A 17,432-nucleotide genomic window follows, 5' to 3' on the forward strand; every position below is an offset into this window, starting at 1 on the left:
ATATGATGAGAAGCGTTCTGACACCGTGCGTCGAACACAGTGTTCAATGGACTTATAACCTTAGGTAACCACCCCTATATCAGGCGCTCCCGAGCAATATTTGCTCTTTTCAGGTATGGGGTAGTCATGAAGAAGATCGGTTTCCTCTCGTTCGGCCATTGGACGCCTTCACCGCAATCACAAACCCGTTCAGCAGGAGATGCCCTTCTTCAGTCGATTGACTTATCCGTTGCCGCTGAGGAGCTCGGTCTGGATGGCGCTTATTTCCGGGTCCATCACTTTGCCCGCCAGCTTGCTTCGCCTTTCCCGCTTCTGGCGGCAACTGGAGCAAAAACCAAGAATATCGAAATCGGCACGGCTATCATCGATATGCGCTACGAGAATCCTTTCTACATGGCCGAAGATGCAGGTGCAGCAGACCTGATTTCAAATGGCCGCCTGCAGCTTGGCCTGAGCCGCGGTTCACCCGAACAGGTCATCGACGGCTGGCGCTATTTTGGCTACCAGCCGGAAGAAGGTACCACAGACGCTGACATGGGCCGCCAGCATGCGGAAGCTTTCCTGGGCCTGCTCAAAGGCGAGGGCTTTGCTGAACCCAATCCCAGACCAATGTTTTCCAACCCGCCCGGTCTGCTGCGCCTTGAACCGCATTCTGATGGACTGCGAAAGCGCATCTGGTGGGGGGCAGGCTCCAACGCCACAGCCGTCTGGGCTGCCAAGCTGGGTATGAATCTCCAAAGCTCAACACTCAAGAATGACGAAACCGGCGAACCGTTCCATATCCAGCAAGCGGCACAAATACGCGCTTACCGCCAGGCATGGAAAGAAGCTGGTCATGATTGGACACCGCGTGTTTCAGTCAGCCGCAGCATTTTCGCTCTGATCAATGATCAGGATCGCGCCTATTTCGGCAATGCTGGCAGGGACGGAGATTCCATCGGTCATATCGATGAAAAGACAAGGGCCATTTTTGGCCGCAGCTATGCAGCCGAGCCTGAAGCACTCATAAAAGAACTTGCGCAGGATGAAGCCATCAAGGAAGCGGATACTTTGTTACTAACGGTGCCGAACCAGCTGGGCGTTGATTACAATGCCCATGTACTCGAGGCGATTCTGAAACACGTTGCCCCAACACTCGGATGGAGATGACGGGGGATACTCCATAACGGTGGCTGGCGGGGCGTGCGGTTGATGCCCTCACGCCCTGCGGCCAAAGCTGATCTTGCCAACATTGCCTCACCTGATAAAAGAACCCCCATCTTCACCAAACGATAGCGGGACTGCACAGCGGTCAGGGAAACAGAATGAACAAGTGGAAAGACGTCAAGAAAGTCGTGCTCGCCTATTCCGGCGGTCTCGATACATCGATCATCCTCAAATGGCTGCAAACGGAACTCGGCGCGGAGGTTGTCACCTTCACCGCTGATCTTGGTCAGGGCGAAGAGCTGGAACCAGCGCGCAAGAAGGCCGAGATGCTTGGCATCAAGGAGATCTATATCGAGGACGTGCGCGAAGAATTCGTCCGCGACTTCGTGTTTCCAATGTTCCGAGCCAATGCCGTTTATGAGGGCGTCTATCTCCTGGGCACCTCCATCGCCCGCCCGCTGATTTCCAAGCATCTCGTTGAGATCGCCGCCCGCACCGGTGCGGATGCCATCGCCCACGGCGCAACCGGCAAAGGCAATGATCAGGTGCGTTTCGAGCTCTCCGCCTATGCGCTGAACCCGGATATCAAAGTTATCGCTCCCTGGCGTGACTGGACATTCAAGTCGCGCACCGACCTGATCGAGTTCGCCCGCGACCATCAGATTCCGATCGCCACGGACAAGCTCGGCGAAGCACCGTTCTCGGTCGATGCCAACCTTCTGCACTCCTCTTCCGAGGGCAAGGTTCTCGAGGACCCATGGCAGGAAGCGCCGGAATATGTGCACCAGCGCACCATTTCGCCGATGGATGCACCGGACAAGGTGACGGAGATCGAGATTTCTTTCGAAAAGGGTGACGCTGTTGCCATCGACGGCAAGCCACTTTCTCCAGCAACACTGCTCAAGACACTCAATGATCTCGGCCGTGACAATGGTATTGGCCGGCTTGATCTGGTTGAGAACCGTTTCGTCGGCATGAAGTCGCGCGGCGTCTATGAAACACCGGGTGGTACGATCCTTCTGGCCGCACACCGCGCCATGGAATCGCTCACACTTGATCGTGGCGCAGCGCACCTGAAAGACGAATTCATGCCGCGCTACGCGGAGCTCATTTACAACGGCTTCTGGTTCTCCCCCGAACGCGAAATGCTGCAGGCAATGATCGACAAGAGTCAGGATGATGTGGAAGGCACGGTGCGCCTCAAGCTCTACAAGGGCAATGTCATGGTCTCCGGCCGCAAGTCGAGGAAGTCGCTCTATTCCGACGCGCTGGTTACCTTCGAGGATGATCGCGGCGCCTATGACCAGAAGGACGCGGCAGGCTTTATCCGCCTCAACGCCCTGCGCCTGCGCACGCTGGCTGCCCGCAAGCGCAACAGCTGATTTAAACAAATGAGTCTTGAAAAGCGGGGCCAAAGGCCCCGCTTTTTGTTGCGTGAAAATGCAAATCTTCATTCACGCGGACGTGCCGACTTGTGGTTGCCCGATTGCCGACTTAGATGTGAGAACCAAAGAGTTCATCCATTCATGACGGAGCCTTCCCATGTCCTCGCAGAAAACGGCCATCAACCCCGCATTGACTGACTGGACTGGGCCACTTGGGCTTCCCGATTTCACCGCCTTTACCGACGATGACTTTGGCCCGGCTTTTGATGCCGCGCTTGCTGCCGACCTTGCCGATGTCGAAGCCATTGTCACGCACCACGAGGCTCCGACCATCGAGAACACATTGGAAGCCCTGCAGCTTTCCGGCCATGCGCTTGACCGTGTCTCCTCGATCTTCTGGCTGCGCGCCGGTGCTCATACCAATGACACTATCCAGGCACTGGAACGCGTCATCGCCCCGAAAATGTCCCGGCACTACTCATCCATTATGATGGATCCGCGCCTGTTCGCCCGCATCGATTCCCTTTATCAGCAGCGCGATTTCCTCGGCCTTGATGCAGAAACCGACCGCGTGCTGGAAAAGACCTGGAAGGGTTTTGTCCGCAGCGGTGCGCGGCTGGACGAGCAAGGCAAGACCCGCCTTGCCGACGTCAATGAAAAGCTGGCCGGTCTTGGCGCACAGTTCGGTCAGAATGTTCTGAAGGATGAAGCTGACTGGGCCATGTTCATCACCGATGAAACCCAGCTGAAAGGCTTGCCGGATTTCGTTCGTACCGCCATGCGCGGTGCCGCCGAGGAGCGCGATCAGCCGGATGCATGGGCTGTGACACTCTCCCGGTCGATCATTGAGCCGTTCCTGTCCTTCTCCGAAGACCGCAGCTTGCGCGAAAAAGCATTCCGCGCCTGGGCGGCACGCGGCGAGAATGGCGGTGCGACCGACAACCGCGCCATCGTCGCCGACATGGTTTCGCTGCGCGCTGAAAAAGCCAAGCTGCTCGGCTATAACAGTTTTGCCGCCTACAAGCTCGATGACACGATGGCCAAGACGCCCAAGGCTGTCATGGATCTGCTGGAACCAGTTTGGGACAAGGCGCGCAATCGCGCTGCCGAAGAGGAAGCCGATCTTGAGCAGCTGATCGCAGCGGAAGGCCGCAACCACAAGGTCGCGCCCTGGGACTGGCGGTTCTATACCGAGAAACTGCGCAACCAGCGCTTTGCCTTCGATGAGGCTGAACTGAAGCCTTATCTGCAACTGGAAAAGATCATCGAAGCCTGCTTCGACGTGGCTACCCGCCTGTTTGGTGTGCGTTTCGAAGAAAAGACCGGCATTCCCACATGGCACCCGGATGTGCGTGTCTGGGAAGTGCAGAACCCGGATGGCAGCCGCCGTGGCCTCTTCCTTGGCGATTACTTCAACCGCCAGTCGAAACGCTCCGGCGCGTGGATGAGCGCGCTGCAATCGCAGCACAAGCTTGACGGCGGCCAGCAGCCGATCATCTACAATGTCATGAACTTCGCCAAGCCGCCCAAGGGTGAACCGGCGCTGCTCTCGCTTGACGGTGCACGCACGCTGTTCCACGAGTTCGGCCACGCCCTGCATGGCCTTCTCTCCGACGTGACATGGCCAGCCGTCTCCGGCACGTCCGTGTCGCGCGATTTTGTCGAACTGCCATCGCAGCTTTACGAACATTGGCTGACGGTGCCGGAAGTTCTGGAAAAATATGCCGTGCATTACCGCACTGGCGAAGCGATGCCGAAGGCACTGCTCGACAAGGTGCTGGCCGCCGACACGTTCAATGCCGGGTTCAACACGGTCGAATTCACCTCATCAGCACTGGTCGATATGGCCTTCCATGCGGACGGCACACCGCCAACTGACCCGATCCAGTTTGAGGCCGACACGCTCAAAAGCCTGTCCATGCCTGACGCCATCATCATGCGCCACCGCACCCCGCATTTCACCCACGTCTTTTCCGGCGATGGTTATTCCGCCGGTTACTATTCCTACATGTGGTCGGAAGTGCTGGATGCGGACGCGTTCAAGGCGTTCGAGGAAACCGGCGATGTATTCAACGCCGATCTCGCCAGGAAGCTCAAGCAGTATATCTATTCGGCCGGTGGCAGCCGTGATCCGGAAGAACTGTACAAGGCCTTCCGCGGGAAGATGCCCAGCCCCGATGCCATGATCGAAAAACGCGGTCTGGCCTGAACAAATAAACCCCGCCGAACCTTGCGGCTCGGCGGGTTTTTCATACCGGCAGATCAGGCTTTGGCGAAGGCCAGCAGGTCCTTGTTGAGCTGATCCTTATGGGTTGTTGCCAAACCGTGCGGCGCACCCGGATAAATCGTCAGTTTCGAGCCCTTGACCAAAGTCGTAGCAATCTTGGCCGAGTCGTCGATCGGTACGATCTGGTCGTCATCGCCATGGACGAACAGGGTGGGGATATCAAACTTCTTCAGATCTTCGGTGAAGTCAGTTTCCGAAAACGCTTTGATGCAATCGAGTTCATTCTTCAGGCCGCCCTGCATACCCTGAGCCCAGAAGGCGTCACGAACACCCTGCGAAACCTTGGCACCCGGCCGGTTCGCTCCATAAAATGGTGTTGTCAAATCCTTGAAGAACTGCGAGCGGTCGGCGGTGACGCCATCACGGATGCCGTTGAACACCTCGATCGGCAAGCCACCCGGATTGGCAGCGGTCTTCAGCATCAGCGGCGGAACCGCACCGACCAGAACAGCCTTGGCCACGCGCTTGGTGCCGTGGCGGCCGATATAGCGGGCAACTTCGCCGCCACCGGTGGAATGACCGACCATGATGGCGTCTTTCAGATCCAGCTTCTCGAACAGTTCAGCCAGATCGTCAGCATAGGTGTCCATGTCATTACCATTCCATGGCTGGCTGGAACGCCCGTGGCCACGCCGGTCATGGGCTATGGCGCGGTAGCCATTGGAGGCGAGAAACACCATCTGATCTTCCCAGGCATCGGCATTCAGCGGCCAACCATGGCTGAACACGACGGGCTGACCCTTGCCCCAGTCCTTGAAATAAATCTCGGTTCCATCTTTCGTGGTAAACGTGCTCATGGTCTTGTGCCCTTTCGCGGCTTCCCTGGATTTGGTTTTGTTGTTCTTGTCTGCTGCGTCTGCGTCGTTGACCCTGAGGCTGACGGCTGCGGCAAGCGCTGCAGCGGCTGTCAGGAAGGAACGGCGTGATGTCAGTCCGGTCTTGCTCATGGTCTTGATTCCTGTGAACGCTGCCAAGACAGCTCAGTTGATCGAGATGCGAACGTTCAGGTTGCTGCGCGTGGCTTCCGAATAAGGGCAAACGATATGCGCGCCATCGACAATCTCACGGGCTGTGGCGGCATCAATGCCCGGCAGCGATACGGCCAGAGCCACATCAAGGCCAAAACCCTTGCCGTCTTCGCGCGGACCAATGCCGACGGTCGCGGTTACCGAGGTATCGTCAGCCAGTTTGATCTTCTTCTGCGAAGCGACGAATTTCATCGCGCCGATAAAGCAGGCGGAATAACCGGCCCCAAACAACTGTTCCGGGTTGGTGCCTTCAGCGCCATTGCCGCCCAATTCCTTCGGCGTCGATAGAGACACCTTCAGGCGTCCGTCTTCACTGGCTGCCGTGCCGTCGCGACCGCCGGTTGCTGTAGCTTTGGTTGTGTAGAGAATGCTCATTTCGATGCTCCTTGGTTGTATTGGGTTGTTCAATGCCTATTAAATTGCACACAATTGAATTGTGCGCAATAGGAAATCATGTATGAGTTATGAAAAATTAAATGATGCACAATTTAATTGCTTTGTGTATTATAAGGCCGCTAACTGATGGAGTGATGACAATGGAAACGGCAGGCGCGAATAATCCGGAATCTCTCCTGAAAATCGAGAATTTCCTGTGCTTCGCCATTTATTCCACCGCCAATGCGGTGACACGGGCCTATCAGCCCCGGCTTGCCGCGCTTGGCCTGACCTATCCGCAATATCTGGCGATGGTGGTGCTGTGGGAAGAAGAGAACCAGACGGTGAAAGCCATCGGTGACAAGCTCAGCCTCGATTCGGGCACGTTGACCCCACTGTTGAAGCGTCTGGAAACCGCCGGGCTGATCACCCGCCGCCGCGACACCGTGGACGAGCGTCAAGTGCTGATTGGTCTGACAGCTGAGGGTCGCGCCATGCGGGACAAGGCCGAGTCTGTACCAGTTGCCATGGGCAAGGCCTTTGGCTGCACCATGGACGAAGCGAAGGGCCTGCGCTCCGAATTGATCACCATGCGCGACAATCTCGTGGAGAGTATCGAAGGCGCCAAATAGAAGACTGAATCCGCTGGTTGCATTTTAAAAGAACCAAATGCGCATTCGTCTTTCCGACAGATATTGGGTGAATCATGTCGCACGAGAAACATATTCGCACGGCCAATGCGGCCGATCTTCCGGCACTTCTGGAGCTTTATCGTCAACTCCATCCAGACGATCCCGTTCTTCCCTCAGATACCGCTTTACAAATCTGGCAACAATTCTCGGCCTTCCATGGAAGCAAAATTTTCCTAGGTTTTAAAGAAACCAAACTCGTTGCAACCTGCACGCTCGTGATAATTCCAAATCTAACACGTTTCGGCTCTCCGTACGGTCTGGTTGAGAATGTTGTGACTGACTCTGCTTATCAGAGATTGGGTTATGGTCGTGCCTTGCTGAAGACCGCAATTGAATCTGCTTGGGAATGTGATTGTTATAAAGTCATGCTTCTAACAGGTTCCAAGAAACCAGAAACGATTAGGTTCTACGCGGAATCCGGTTTTGAGCAGAGCAAAACAGGGTTTCAGATGCGACGACCAGCAACAATGTGATGTTGACGGCAACAGTTATACGCAAAGGCCTATCCGTCAGACCGTTTTTTCCAACAGCAGTTGCAGGCGTAAGCGTGCCCCGCACCATGGCCCACTCAATATGTCCACCTGCCCGCCATGCAGCCGGGCAATCTGCCGGGTGAGGTTGAGCCCCAGACCAGCACCGCTGGAACGTGGCCGCAGCCGGTAGAACGGCTCGAACACGTGTGCGTGCTCTTCTTCGGGAATACCGGGTCCCTCATCGCGCACCTCGATACCACCCGCTTCGTCAACAAGCACGGTAATAGTGCCCTTGCCGCCACTATGATCGATGGCATTGCGAATAAGGTTTGCAACCGCCTGTTCGATCTGCAGAGCGTTGACCCGGGCAAAGACGCTTTTATCTGCGGGTTCGAAGGAAAGATCGTAACCGGCTGCAATCGCCAACGGAGCAAAATCTGCAACGATCTGTGCAGTCAGGGTCACCAGATCAACAACCTCACCTGGCCCGACCGGCTGATCCAGCAGCTGCCGGTCCAGCAATTGTTGGGCCAAGTGCGACAGGCGCTCGATATCCTGCAGCAGGCGCGCACTCTGCGGATCTTCCGTCAGCAGTTCGGCACGGGTGCGCAGGATGGCAATGGGCGTGCGCAATTCATGCGCTGCATCGGTGAGAAAGCGGTTGTGCTGATCATAACCCTGTCCAAGCCGGGCAAGCGCATGGTTGAACGCCTGCACCAGCGGCGTAATTTCCAGCGGTACCTGCTCGATGGGCAATTGCATCGCCCGGTTGTTGATATCGATACGCCCCGCCTGTGTGGCGGTGGCAACCAATCCGGCCAGAGAGCGGCGCACAACAGCCGGCGTTGTCACCAGCGTCGTTACGCCCATCACAATGATGATGGGCAAGAGCAATGCCACAACAATAATGATAAGAACGGGAATGACCCTTATCCAGGCTGTAGTTCCGTCCGGATTTCGCGCAAGGTCGGCCTGCACATCGATATTGATTTCAACGCCTTCATTTTCATCGCGCGACGACCGCGTCGAGGTGATGATCTGGACCTGGCCAGCTTTCGTATCGATTTTGGAAACCACAGCCTCCGGCCGCAAGTCGCCTTGGCGAAACCCAAGTATCGCATGGTCAACAGCTTTCAGAAGGTCGCTGGTATCGTTGGCATAGCCTTCGGGAATATCTCCCTGCTGCAATGTCTCGCCGTTCTGGTCACGCAGGATGTACCAGAACTTGGGAAATTCCTCGAAAAATGCCTTGAGTTCGGCCGTCTCGCGCACGACCATCTTGCCGTTGGCATCCCGCTCGAGCGCATGTTTCAGCACATCGACCGCCGCCTCATTGTCCACCAACAGTTTTGGATTGGCGATCCACAGCACCAGCGAAAACAATGCGATGAAGATAAGAAGCGTCGCCGCCTGCAGCAAAATGAGCCTGCGCACCAGAACCCATTGCAGCGAACGCGGGCGTATTTTCTTCATGCAGTGGCCCGTAGCAGATAGCCAAGATTGCGTATAGCCCGGATTTCCACACCTGCTGCCAGGTCTTCCAGCTTGCGGCGCAACCTTGATACATGCGCATCAAGCGCATTGGAGCCGATCTCGTCATCCATGGCATAGACCGACTCTTCCAGCGTCGCGCGCAGAACGGTGCGCCCCGGACGGCGGATCAGCGTTTCCAGTACCAGCCGTTCACGCCGCGGCAATTCCAGCGGCTGATCATCGATCAGCGCTTCCCGATGGCGAAAATCATAGGTCAAGCGGCCAATTACAGTCTGCTCCGCCCGCAGGGCGAACGGACGCCGGTGCAGAGCGCGCAACCGCGCCATCAATTCCTCGGTGGCAAAGGGCTTGACCATATAATCGTCAGCACCGGCATCGAGACCGGCAATGCGGTCATTGAGGCTGCTCATCGCCGTCAGGACGATAACCGGCGCATCCACATGCAGAGCACGCAGGCGCGGAATCAGGCTCAAGCCTTCGCCATCGGGCAAACGCCGGTCCAGAACCACTGCATCGTAGGGACCGAATTTTGCCATAGCTTCGGCGTCGGCCAATGTCGAAACGTGATCAACAACCACATCGCGACGCTCAAGCGCCGACTTCAGGACCGACGCCATTTCCGGCTCGTCCTCAAGCAGCAAGATGCGCATTCATACTCTCCATTGACAATGGGTCAGCAGTGGCGACCGGTTGTGGCAAAATCTCTACCATGACTTGCAGCCAAAAGCAGTGCCGGGCATGCGGCGACACCCGGTTCGTGAGCACGATCACTCGCAATCCAGCGTCGGCTTGCGGAAATTGGTAATGAACCAGCGACCGCCGGAAGAACGGGCGTAGAATGTATAGAAACATTCCTTCTGCTCGACATAACCAGGCGTTTCCGTTTCGATGTAGCGTCTGCCATGACGTGTATCACGCACTTCGCCGGAAGATGTTCCGGAAACCGCATTGGTCGATATCTTACGCCACTGATAGGCCCGTTCACCCGGTCCAAGATCGAGCACCCCGGTCGGCGGACCATAATCGATGACCACCGATTCAACCGGCTGGCCGATATAGTTCTTCATGATATCGGATGCACACCCGGCCAAAACCAAGGCGGCCAGAACAAAAGCGGTTCCGGTAATCCGCTTGCAGTAACGGGCGCTGTTCAAAGGCATCTCTTATCCCCATAGCGAAATTCATGAGCGTGAAATTCATGTCCGGCAACTAGGCCGCGAAGATTGCATCGACATTACCTGAGGGTTGCAGAGGGGTGACTGCCGCTTCACAAATCATTGCAGGACTGTTTCAAGCCAGAAAATTTCGCGGAAAGCTTTCCATCTTTGCTGAACTTGCGCTAAGGAACCGCCATCCCTTTCAAACACTCCCAGAGGTTTCTCCGAAATGGCATCGAAAAAGCTCCTTCTTCTTCCCGGCGACGGTATTGGACCCGAGGCAATGGCCGAAGTTCGCAAAATCATTGCTTATATGAATGCTGAACTGAAAAGCGGTTTCGAGCTCGATGAAGGCCTTGTCGGCGGTTCTGCCTACGACGCTCATGGCAAAGCGATTTCCGATGCGGACATGGCAAAGGCCATGGCAGCCGACGCGGTTCTCTTCGGCGCCGTTGGTGGCCCGAAATGGGACAGCGTGCCCTATGATGTACGTCCGGAAGCCGGTCTTCTGCGCCTGCGCAAGGATATGGAACTATTCGCGAACCTGCGTCCGGCCATCTGCTATCCCGCGCTCGCCGATTCCTCGTCCCTGAAAAAGGATGTGGTCGAGGGCCTTGATATTCTCATCGTGCGCGAACTCACCGGCGGCGTCTATTTCGGCGAGCCAAAGGAAATCATCGATCTTGGCAATGGTCAGAAGCGCGGTATCGATACGCAGGTCTATGACACCTACGAGATCGAGCGCATTTCCGGTGTCGCCTTCGAGCTGGCACGCACGCGCCGCAACAAGGTCACGTCGATGGAAAAGCGCAACGTCATGAAATCGGGCGTTTTGTGGAACGAAGTCGTCACCGCCACACACAAGGCCCGCTATTCCGATGTTCAGCTTGAACACATGCTGGCCGATGCCGGTGGCATGCAGCTGGTGCGCTGGCCCAAGCAGTTCGACGTGATCGTCACCGACAACCTGTTCGGCGATATGCTGTCCGATATTGCCGCCATGCTAACCGGTTCGCTCGGCATGCTGCCATCTGCCTCGCTCGGTGCTCCCGATGGCAAGACCGGCAGCCGCAAGGCGCTGTATGAGCCGGTGCATGGCTCAGCTCCGGATATCGCCGGGACAGGTGCCGCCAACCCGATCGCCATGATCGCGTCGTTTGCGATGTGCCTGCGCTATTCCTTCAACATGGTCGAAGAAGCCGACCGTCTGGAAGCCGCTATTGCCGGTGTTCTCGATGATGGTATCCGCACGGGCGATATCATGTCGGAAGGCGGCACCAAGGTTGGTACCACCCAGATGGGCGACGCGATCCTGGCCAAGTTCAAGGCACTCGCTGCCTGATCAATCTCACCTGGATAGAAAAGACCGGCGCGATTGTTCGCGCCGGTCTTTTTATTGCGCTGTGATTACTTGATATCGTTCAGATCTTCGCCCCTGGTTTCGCGCACGAAGATAAGGCCGATCACCAGTGTCATGGCCGCGATGACAATCGGGTACCAGAGGCCATAATAAATATCGCCCTTGGCCGCACTCATCGCGAAAACAATCGCCGGAACCAGACCACCGAACCAGCCGTTGCCGATGTGATAAGGCAGCGACATGCCGGTGTAGCGGATACGGGTCGGGAACATCTCGACCAGGATCGCGGCAATCGGGCCATAAACCATCGTCACATAGAGCACGAGAACGAACAGAATGGCGATGGTCATCGGCCAGTTCACGGCCTTCGGATCAGCAACCACGCTGAACAAGCCGCCATTGGGCACAGTATAAACCGCCATCTCAGTGGCACCGGCCGCCTGTTCCGCTGTGATCAGCTTCGCCTTAACGAGGTCTGCAACCGGCGTGACGGCCTTTTCACCCGCACGAACAGCTGTTGCATCGAGGTTCAGCTCAGGGTTGGCTTTGATGAAGCCGTCCAGCTTCACATCGGCAACCTTGGCTGGTGCGCGGACCAGCGGGAAGCCGGCCTTCTGCAAAGCAAGGTTCAGATCGTGCGTGAGCACCGCATTCTTGGCAGCAGCATCCGGACCGGCAGCAACAGCGTCGTAGGATGGAATGACCGTATCGCCAAGCTTGATCGTAGCTGGCTGACCGGCAGGACCGCTAACCACTTCATAAGGCACCGAGCTCTTCGACAGGAACGATGTGGCAATATCGCACGAACTGGTGAATTTAGCGGTACCGACCGGGTTGAACTGGAAGGTACAGTCACCCGGCGCTGCAGTTACCGTTGCACGTACTGTCGCTTCAGCCTGTGCCAGTGCCGGATTGGCAGCCTGCGTCAAACCCTTGAACAGCGGGAAGTAGGTGAGAATTGCCAGAGCAAGACCCGCCATGATGATCGGCTTGCGGCCGATCTTGTCCGACAGCCAGCCGAAGAAGACGAAGAAGCCGGTGCCGAGCAACAGTGCAATGGCGATCATGATATTGACCGATTGGCCATCCACCTTCAGCACGTTCTGCAGGAAGAACAGCGCATAGAACTGACCGGAATACCAGACAACAGCCTGACCGGCCGTAAGACCGAACAGGGCGAGCAGGGCAATCCGGGCATTCTTCCACTGGCCGAATGCTTCCGTCAGCGGCGCCTTGGAGCCCTTGCCTTCTTCCTTCATCTTCTTGAAGGCAGGCGATTCACTCAAGGATAGACGAATCCACACGGAAATCCCAAGCAGTACAAATGAAAGAACAAACGGAATGCGCCAGCCCCAGGCAGCAAAAGCTTCTTTGCCGAGCCAGTTCTGGACGATAAGTACGACGACCAAGGAGAGGAAAAGACCGAGTGTTGCTGTGGTCTGGATCCATGACGTGTAATAGCCCCGGCGGTCCTTCGGTGCGTGTTCGGCCACATAAGTGGCCGCGCCACCATATTCACCCCCGAGTGCCAGACCCTGCAGCATGCGCAGGACGATCAGAATGATCGGCGCCGCGATGCCCCACGTGCCGGAGCCAGGAAGAATACCGACCAGGAAGGTCGACAGACCCATGATCAGGATGGTGACAAGGAACGTGTATTTGCGTCCGACGAGATCGCCGACGCGGCCGAAAACCAGCGCACCGAACGGGCGGACCAGAAAGCCTGCCGCGAATGCCAGAAGCGCGAAGATGTTGCGCGTTGATTCGGGATATTCACCAAAGAAGGCAATGCCGATAAAACCAGCCAATGCACCGTACAAGTAAAAGTCGTACCATTCGAAAACAGTCCCGAGCGAAGAAGCGAAGATAACTTTCTTCTCTTCCCGCGTCATAGCCCGGCTGGCACTGCCAGCCACAGAAGTGGTCGCCATTTCTATTCCTCCCAGAAAACAGCATTAACGCCAGAATATGCCAGGCCCCAAGGTCCGGTCACATCCCATCGATTTGTCACTGCATACGATCCATCTGCCAAGCCCAGGCAACACAACCGACCATACGCCGGTGAATGTCCTCCGGAATTCTCCCCCAAAGGTCATGCACCCCATGCACACTGTAAGTGTTGAACAAATATTTCAGAAAGCAAAGACCGGTTTATGCGACGAAAGTCTAAAATTGTGCGTAACGCGACATATTCTTCCATTTTGAATCGACAATTGACTCTTTTTGGAAAGCCGCTACAAGCGTGGCAGGTTAAGGAGACGCCCCGTGAGCAGCGAATCAACTGCACACTTTCTGACGAGCGGTTCCGGCATTGATGCCGGATGCGCAGGCGCGTCTGTTCTTTCCACCAAAATGCCGGCCAAAACGACCACCAAAACGGTCTGATTTCCCTTGGCCTGCTCGCCCCCTCCCGGGTCCGGCCCGGGGAAAAGACCCGCAGTGGCCAGCGGGTTTTTTGCAAAGAGCGGTGAGGGACAGGAGATAGCACAGATGAGTTTCAAGGTTGCGATTGTAGGCGCCACAGGCAATGTGGGTCGCGAAATGTTGACAATACTGGAAGAGCGCGGCTTTCCGGTCAGTGAAGTTGTGGCGCTGGCCTCGCGCCGGTCACAGGGAACCGAAGTGTCCTTTGGCGACCGTACTCTGAAGGTCAAAAACCTCGAAACCTATGATTTTTCCGATACCGATATCTGCTTGATGTCGGCGGGCGGCAATGTATCGAAGGAATGGTCGCCAAAGATCGGCGCGCAGGGTTGCGTCGTCATCGATAATTCCTCCGCCTGGCGCTACGATTCAAACGTGCCGCTGATCGTCCCTGAAGTAAATCCGGATGCGATCGTTGGTTTCCGCAACAAGAATATCATTGCCAATCCGAATTGCTCGACCGCGCAGCTCGTCGTCGCGCTGAAGCCGTTGCATGACAAGGCCCGTATCAAGCGTCTTGTCATCGCCACCTACCAGTCGGTTTCCGGTGCAGGCAAGGACGGCATGGATGAACTGTTCCAGCAATCGCGGGCCGTGTTCGTTGCTGATCCTGTCGAAGCCAAGAAGTTCACCAAGCGGATTGCCTTCAACGTCATCCCGCACATCGATGTGTTCATGGAAGACGGCTATACCAAGGAAGAGTGGAAGATGGTCGCCGAGACCAAGAAGATGCTCGACCCCAAAATCAAGCTGACAGCGACATGCGTGCGCGTCCCCGTGTTTATCGGCCATTCGGAAGCCGTGAATATCGAGTTTGAAAGCCCGATGAGTGCCGAGGAAGCCCGCGAGATTCTGTCCGATGCGCCGGGTTGCCTGGTCATCGACCGGCATGAGGATGGCGGCTACATCACGCCTTACGAAGCAGCCGGCGAAGACGCGACTTATATTTCGCGCATCCGTGAGGACATCACTGTCGAGAACGGCCTGTCCCTGTGGATCGTCTCCGACAATCTGCGCAAGGGCGCCGCTCTCAACACCGTCCAGATCGCTGAACTTCTGGTGGCACGCGGCCTGATCCAGCCAAAGCAGCTGGCCGCTTAAATCGAGCTCAATACCGGCATTGTACGAGGGCGCAGGCAACTGCGCCCTTTTCTTTATGCCGCCCCGCAACCGCAACCGTCATTGACTGTGCTGAAAGTCTGATCGCCGGAAAGGCGGCATATAACAACAAAAGGCCCGGTTACCCGGGCCTTTTGTGAAAGTCGAAAGACTTATGCCCAGGGGCGCTTCTCGGCATTTGCCGTTTCAAAACTGTCTATCTTCGTCGCCTTTTCCATGGTCAGGCCGATATCATCAAGGCCATTCAACATGCAGTAGCGACGGAATTCATCGATTTCGAAATTGATCTGACCGCCATCGGGACCCTTGATCGACAGCTCTTCGAGATCGATCGTCAATGTCGCATTGGACCCGCGTTGCGCGTCGTCCATCAGCTTGTCGAGATCTTCGTGGCTGACGCGGATCGGTAGAATCCCGTTCTTGAAGCAATTGTTGTAGAAAATATCGGCGAAGCTGGTCGAGATAACACAGCGGATGCCGAAATCCAGCAGGGCCCAAGGCGCATGCTCGCGGCTGGAACCGCAACCGAAATTATCGCCGGCCACGAGAATCTGCGACTTGCGATAGGCTGGCTTGTTCAAGACAAAATCCGGATTCTCCGAACCGTCATCGTTGTAGCGCATCTCAGCGAAAAGCCCGGTGCCAAGTCCGGTGCGCTTGATCGTCTTCAGGTAATCCTTCGGAATGATCATATCCGTGTCGATATTGATGATCGGCAACGGTGCGGCAACGCCGGTGAGCTTGGTAAACTTATCCATGATCTCTGCCTGTAGTGATGGGTAATCCTGTAATGTTGGCTTTACACCAGCTTCGCGGCGAATCAAAGGCTTTCCCCCTGTGGCAGATTGGGCCAATATCTGGATAGCACTTGTCTTGGTGGCCGGTTCGATGCAAAAAAGTGCCATGCGCAAACCATCCCGCCCTCGCCGCTCGGTTCTCTATGTTCCAGCCTCCAATGCCAAGGCTCTGGCCAAGGTTGTCAGCCTCGCCGCAGACGCGGTGATTTTCGATCTGGAAGACGCCGTCGCACCCAACGCCAAGGAAGATGCCCGCGAAGCCCTGCGTGATTATTTCCGTACCAACCCCACGAGCACGGCCGAGCGCATTATCCGCATCAATGCATTGGCGAGCGAATGGGGCGCCGAAGATCTGCTTGCTGCCCGTGCCTGCAAGCCGGATGCCATACTCCTGCCCAAAGTCGAAACCCCGCAGGACGTTACCAACGTGACCGAAGTGCTAGAGGAAACCGATGCTTCGGAACACGTGCGGCTGTGGGCGATGATCGAGACGCCGCGCGGCATCGTCAACGCAGACGAAATTGCTGAATTGGGCTTGCGCTCCACCGGGCGCCTCGATTGTTTTGTCGTTGGCACCAATGACCTTGCCAAGGATACGGGCACGAGCCTTGGGCAGGGACGAGCCTATCTCGTGCCATGGCTGATGCAGATCGTCCTTTGTGCCAAGGCTGGCAATATCGACGTCATTGACGGAGTCTATAACGACTTTGCCGATGCCCAAGGCTTTACAGCCGAATGCACGCAGGGCGTGCAGATGGGTTTCAACGGCAAGACGCTGATCCACCCCGCCCAGATTGAAACGGCGAACCGTGCGTTTCAGCCGGATGAGGCCGCGCTTGCGCAGGCACGTGCCATAGTCGCCGCTTTCGCTCTTCCCGAAAATGCTGGCAAGGGAGCAATCGCGCTCGACGGAAAAATGGTCGAGCGGCTGCATCTGGATCACGCAACAACGCTTTTGGAAAAAGGGCAGAAAAGCCCGTCATAATCAGGCTAAAATGAGGCAAGACCCATCAGATTGTGGCGAAAATGTGCAAATGACAGGAGTCATATATGAAACTTTATCGCTTTTTAACCGGTCCTGATGATGCCAGCTTCTGTCACAAGGTGACAGCAGCCGCAAACAAAGGCTGGCATATCTATGGCTCACCCACCTATGCCTTCAATTCCGTCACCGGACTCATGCAGTGCGGTCAGGCGGTCGTGAAGGACGTTGATGGTGTGGATTACGAGCCGGGCATCAAGCTCAGTGACTATTAATCGACGTCGGCCAGCAAACCCAAACGGCGCTTAAGCGCTTGATATAATTGCTCCGATGTGTCGGCCATGGCATCTTCGCGCATGGCCGGCCTGTCTTCAAAAGGGATGGGCCGGTCGAATTGGCTAACTGTCAAATCCCAACGAACCCCATCAATAACATTGTAGAAATGTGTTCCGCCATGCGTCTTGGTTTTCAGTATCGAGCCGCCGAACAGATCCTGCACCACAAGTGATGTGACACTGCACTGCCCCTTGGCCGGGTTATCCGCGCTCCACGAGCCGGAGCTTTCCGTGCTCCATGCGGACTTCAATGCCTGATAGAGCTCAGCCGGTGTTGCGTAGTCCGCCAAGACACATCTCCTCACCAGAACAACAAGATTTTGATTGCAAAGAGAAATAGCCTATCCAGATAAAAAGAAAAGGCAGGTTGTGAGCAGC

The 17,432-nt window shown here is 56.2% G+C and carries 17 protein-coding genes; 9 read left to right on the plus strand and 8 right to left on the minus strand.

Annotated features, from left to right (window positions below; all coding sequences use genetic code 11):
• Positions 1-126: 126 nt before the first annotated feature.
• The 3 genes from HB779_RS04145 to HB779_RS04155 all read left to right on the plus strand — a co-directional run bounded on the left by HB779_RS04145 (position 127) and on the right by HB779_RS04155 (position 4,740).
• Complete coding sequence (locus HB779_RS04145) at positions 127-1,149, plus strand: LLM class flavin-dependent oxidoreductase (protein ID WP_188344540.1); 1,023 nt, start codon at positions 127-129, stop codon at positions 1,147-1,149.
• Positions 1,150-1,304: 155 nt separating this feature from the next.
• Positions 1,305-2,528, plus strand: coding sequence for an argininosuccinate synthase (locus HB779_RS04150; RefSeq protein ID WP_188344541.1), 1,224 nt, complete (start codon positions 1,305-1,307; stop codon positions 2,526-2,528).
• Positions 2,529-2,688: 160 nt separating this feature from the next.
• Positions 2,689-4,740: a M3 family metallopeptidase gene (locus HB779_RS04155; protein WP_188344542.1), complete on the plus strand. Its 2,052-nt coding sequence runs from the start codon at positions 2,689-2,691 to the stop codon at positions 4,738-4,740.
• 53 nt (positions 4,741-4,793) lie between these two features.
• On the opposite strand, the gene HB779_RS04160 is transcribed toward HB779_RS04155, so the two are convergent.
• Both HB779_RS04160 and HB779_RS04165 read right to left on the minus strand, forming a co-directional pair.
• Positions 4,794-5,615 carry an alpha/beta fold hydrolase gene (locus tag HB779_RS04160; RefSeq protein WP_210302619.1) on the minus strand — a complete coding sequence of 274 codons (822 nt, stop codon included), beginning with the start codon at positions 5,613-5,615 and terminating at the stop codon, positions 4,794-4,796.
• A 183-nt stretch (positions 5,616-5,798) separates the two neighbouring features.
• Positions 5,799-6,221 carry an organic hydroperoxide resistance protein gene (locus HB779_RS04165; RefSeq protein WP_188344544.1) on the minus strand — a complete coding sequence of 141 codons (423 nt, stop codon included), beginning with the start codon at positions 6,219-6,221 and terminating at the stop codon, positions 5,799-5,801.
• A gap of 161 nt (positions 6,222-6,382) precedes the next feature.
• Between HB779_RS04165 and HB779_RS04170 the strand changes: the two genes are divergently transcribed.
• Together HB779_RS04170 and HB779_RS04175 are read left to right on the plus strand one after the other, a co-directional pair.
• On the plus strand, positions 6,383-6,853 hold the full coding sequence (locus HB779_RS04170; protein WP_188344545.1) for a MarR family winged helix-turn-helix transcriptional regulator: 471 nt from the start codon (positions 6,383-6,385) through the stop codon (positions 6,851-6,853).
• A 74-nt stretch (positions 6,854-6,927) separates the two neighbouring features.
• Positions 6,928-7,386: a GNAT family N-acetyltransferase gene (locus HB779_RS04175; RefSeq protein ID WP_188344546.1), complete on the plus strand. Its 459-nt coding sequence runs from the start codon at positions 6,928-6,930 to the stop codon at positions 7,384-7,386.
• A 36-nt stretch (positions 7,387-7,422) separates the two neighbouring features.
• On the opposite strand, the gene HB779_RS04180 is transcribed toward HB779_RS04175, so the two are convergent.
• The 3 genes from HB779_RS04180 to HB779_RS04190 all read right to left on the minus strand — a co-directional run bounded on the left by HB779_RS04180 (position 7,423) and on the right by HB779_RS04190 (position 10,040).
• Entirely contained in the window at positions 7,423-8,859 is a 1,437-nt protein-coding gene (locus HB779_RS04180; RefSeq protein ID WP_188344547.1) for a HAMP domain-containing sensor histidine kinase, read from the minus strand.
• Positions 8,856-9,530 (minus strand): response regulator transcription factor, encoded by a 675-nt coding sequence (locus tag HB779_RS04185; protein WP_188344548.1) that lies wholly within the window; start codon positions 9,528-9,530, stop codon positions 8,856-8,858. The genes HB779_RS04180 and HB779_RS04185 overlap by 4 nt, the downstream gene beginning before the upstream one ends.
• A 117-nt stretch (positions 9,531-9,647) precedes the next feature.
• Complete coding sequence (locus HB779_RS04190; RefSeq protein ID WP_188344549.1) at positions 9,648-10,040, minus strand: hypothetical protein; 393 nt, start codon at positions 10,038-10,040, stop codon at positions 9,648-9,650.
• A 226-nt stretch (positions 10,041-10,266) separates the two neighbouring features.
• On the opposite strand from HB779_RS04190, the gene leuB reads away from it, so the two are divergent.
• Positions 10,267-11,379: a 3-isopropylmalate dehydrogenase gene (gene leuB, locus HB779_RS04195; RefSeq protein WP_188344550.1), complete on the plus strand. Its 1,113-nt coding sequence runs from the start codon at positions 10,267-10,269 to the stop codon at positions 11,377-11,379.
• 65 nt (positions 11,380-11,444) lie between these two features.
• Here leuB and HB779_RS04200 read toward each other — a convergent pair whose 3' ends face one another.
• Complete coding sequence (locus HB779_RS04200; RefSeq protein WP_188344551.1) at positions 11,445-13,328, minus strand: MFS transporter; 1,884 nt, start codon at positions 13,326-13,328, stop codon at positions 11,445-11,447.
• A 559-nt stretch (positions 13,329-13,887) separates the two neighbouring features.
• Between HB779_RS04200 and HB779_RS04205 the strand changes: the two genes are divergently transcribed.
• A complete protein-coding gene (locus HB779_RS04205) occupies positions 13,888-14,922 on the plus strand; it encodes an aspartate-semialdehyde dehydrogenase (protein ID WP_188344552.1) in 1,035 nt (344 codons plus the stop codon).
• A gap of 170 nt (positions 14,923-15,092) precedes the next feature.
• Here the strand turns inward: HB779_RS04205 and leuD are convergent, their stop codons facing one another.
• Positions 15,093-15,698 (minus strand): 3-isopropylmalate dehydratase small subunit, encoded by a 606-nt coding sequence (gene leuD, locus HB779_RS04210; RefSeq protein WP_188345766.1) that lies wholly within the window; start codon positions 15,696-15,698, stop codon positions 15,093-15,095.
• 145 nt (positions 15,699-15,843) lie between these two features.
• Between leuD and HB779_RS04215 the strand changes: the two genes are divergently transcribed.
• Positions 15,844-16,722 carry a CoA ester lyase gene (locus HB779_RS04215; RefSeq protein WP_188344553.1) on the plus strand — a complete coding sequence of 293 codons (879 nt, stop codon included), beginning with the start codon at positions 15,844-15,846 and terminating at the stop codon, positions 16,720-16,722.
• Between the two features lie 65 nt (positions 16,723-16,787).
• Positions 16,788-16,994 carry a DUF1737 domain-containing protein gene (locus tag HB779_RS04220; RefSeq protein WP_188344554.1) on the plus strand — a complete coding sequence of 69 codons (207 nt, stop codon included), beginning with the start codon at positions 16,788-16,790 and terminating at the stop codon, positions 16,992-16,994.
• On the opposite strand, the gene HB779_RS04225 is transcribed toward HB779_RS04220, so the two are convergent.
• The gene (locus tag HB779_RS04225) at positions 16,991-17,344 is read right to left on the minus strand and encodes a hypothetical protein (RefSeq protein ID WP_244642462.1); all 354 of its coding nucleotides are present in this window, start codon (positions 17,342-17,344) and stop codon (positions 16,991-16,993) included. The genes HB779_RS04220 and HB779_RS04225 overlap by 4 nt on opposite strands.
• Between the last annotated feature and the right edge of the window lie 88 nt (positions 17,345-17,432).

The organism is Phyllobacterium sp. 628, assembly GCF_014189505.1.
In the GTDB taxonomy this organism is placed as follows: domain Bacteria; phylum Pseudomonadota; class Alphaproteobacteria; order Rhizobiales; family Rhizobiaceae; genus Phyllobacterium.

Coding starts and splice junctions, on each gene's coding strand:
- HB779_RS04160 (WP_210302619.1), bottom strand. CDS start 5,615: ATGAGCACGTTTACCACGAAAGATGGAACCGAGATTTATTTCAAGGAC.
- HB779_RS04190 (WP_188344549.1), bottom strand. CDS start 10,040: ATGCCTTTGAACAGCGCCCGTTACTGCAAGCGGATTACCGGAACCGCT.
- HB779_RS04215 (WP_188344553.1), top strand. CDS start 15,844: ATGCGCAAACCATCCCGCCCTCGCCGCTCGGTTCTCTATGTTCCAGCC.
- HB779_RS04145 (WP_188344540.1), top strand. CDS start 127: ATGAAGAAGATCGGTTTCCTCTCGTTCGGCCATTGGACGCCTTCACCG.
- HB779_RS04165 (WP_188344544.1), bottom strand. CDS start 6,221: ATGAGCATTCTCTACACAACCAAAGCTACAGCAACCGGCGGTCGCGAC.
- leuD (WP_188345766.1), bottom strand. CDS start 15,698: ATGGATAAGTTTACCAAGCTCACCGGCGTTGCCGCACCGTTGCCGATC.
- HB779_RS04155 (WP_188344542.1), top strand. CDS start 2,689: ATGTCCTCGCAGAAAACGGCCATCAACCCCGCATTGACTGACTGGACT.
- HB779_RS04185 (WP_188344548.1), bottom strand. CDS start 9,530: ATGCGCATCTTGCTGCTTGAGGACGAGCCGGAAATGGCGTCGGTCCTG.
- HB779_RS04175 (WP_188344546.1), top strand. CDS start 6,928: ATGTCGCACGAGAAACATATTCGCACGGCCAATGCGGCCGATCTTCCG.
- leuB (WP_188344550.1), top strand. CDS start 10,267: ATGGCATCGAAAAAGCTCCTTCTTCTTCCCGGCGACGGTATTGGACCC.
- HB779_RS04170 (WP_188344545.1), top strand. CDS start 6,383: ATGGAAACGGCAGGCGCGAATAATCCGGAATCTCTCCTGAAAATCGAG.
- HB779_RS04220 (WP_188344554.1), top strand. CDS start 16,788: ATGAAACTTTATCGCTTTTTAACCGGTCCTGATGATGCCAGCTTCTGT.
- HB779_RS04205 (WP_188344552.1), top strand. CDS start 13,888: ATGAGTTTCAAGGTTGCGATTGTAGGCGCCACAGGCAATGTGGGTCGC.
- HB779_RS04180 (WP_188344547.1), bottom strand. CDS start 8,859: ATGAAGAAAATACGCCCGCGTTCGCTGCAATGGGTTCTGGTGCGCAGG.
- HB779_RS04200 (WP_188344551.1), bottom strand. CDS start 13,328: ATGGCGACCACTTCTGTGGCTGGCAGTGCCAGCCGGGCTATGACGCGG.
- HB779_RS04150 (WP_188344541.1), top strand. CDS start 1,305: ATGAACAAGTGGAAAGACGTCAAGAAAGTCGTGCTCGCCTATTCCGGC.